Annotated in this window: 1 protein-coding gene; it reads left to right on the top strand. The window is 77.7% G+C overall.

Features of this window, described 5'->3' with window-relative positions; all coding sequences use genetic code 11:
* Positions 1–1,385: acyltransferase domain-containing protein (locus ACWGDE_RS38965; RefSeq protein ID WP_453393823.1), on the top strand; the 1,385-nt coding region annotated here is incomplete at both ends.

Here is a 1,385-nt window from a genome sequence, read left to right on the forward strand (position 1 = left end):
GGCTGGAGGAGAACGACGCGGCCGGACGTCCCTGGGCGCTGCGGGACCTCGCCGCGGAGGTCGCGGCCGACTCCGGCGCGGTTCGGGTCGCGGTCGTCGCCGCCGACCTGGACGAGCTGGCCGCCCGGCTGGAAAGGGCCCGGGCCTTCGCCCCGGGCGAGGGGGTCCACGTACGGGAGGACTCGGCGGACCCGGGTCAGGTGGCCTTCCTGTTCCCCGGCCAGGGCAGTCAACGCCCCGGCATGCTCGGTGAGTTGTTCACCGCCTTCCCCGCGCTGCGGGAGCTGCTGGACTCGGCGCCGGGCGCGGTGGTCTCCGCGATGTTCCCGTCGGCGGCCTTCACCCCGCAGGACCGGTCCGCACAGCGGGCCGCGGTCACCGACACCAGGGTGGCCCAGCCGGCCCTCGGGCTGGCGGGCTCGGCCGCGCACCTGTTGCTCGGGACCTTGGGCGTACGGCCGGACTGCGTGGCCGGTCACTCCTACGGCGAACTCGCCGCGCTGGCGGCGGCGGGGGTGTGGGACCAGGAGGGCCTGCTGCGGCTGAGCGCGCGCCGGGCCGAGGCCATCCTGGCGGCCGCCGGGGCGGATGCCGGCTCGATGGCGGCGGTGACGGCGCCGCCGGAGGACGTACGGGCCGTCGCGCAGCGCCACGGCTGCGTGGTCGCGAACCACAACGCGCCGCGGCAGTGCGTGATTTCGGGTCCCACGGCATGCGTGTCCGAGGCGGTGGCGGCGCTGCGGGAGGCGGGCCTGTCGGCGGAGCCGATCCCGGTGGCGTGCGCGTTCCACAGCGGGGTGGTGGCGGGGGCTTCGGCGGCCCTCGCCGAGGAGCTGGCCGGGACGGCGACGGCCGATGCCGCCGTCCCGGTCTGGTCGAACACGACGGCCGGTCCGTATCCGGGGTCCGCCGAGGAGGTACGGGCCCTCGTGGCCCGTCAGGTCGCGGAGCCGGTCCGGTTCGTGGAGCAGGTCGAGAACATGTACGCGGCCGGGGTCCGCACCTTCGTGGAGGCGGGGCCGGGCCGGGTCCTGTCCGGACTGGTCGGCCGCATCCTGGGGGACCGGCCGCACACGGTGGTCCCGCTGGACGTGCCGGGCGAACACGGGCTCGTCCGGCTGGTCACGGCGCTGGCGGAACTCACGGCGGCGGGCGTGCCCGTGGCACCGGAGGCCCTGTTCCGCGGCCGGACCTCCCGCCTCCCCGAGCGAGCTCCCCGCCGCCCGGGCTGGCTGGTGGACGGCCACCTGGTCCGCACGCGCGACGGAGCCCCGGTCGCCGGGGGCCTGCGGCCGGCGCGGCGGATCTCGGTGGCGGTGGCGGCGGCTCCGACGGCCGAAGCAGCCTCGATGGCCGCACCGGCGGCCGCGGCCCCGGCGGTGTCC

This window comes from Streptomyces sp. NPDC054956, assembly GCF_053609185.1.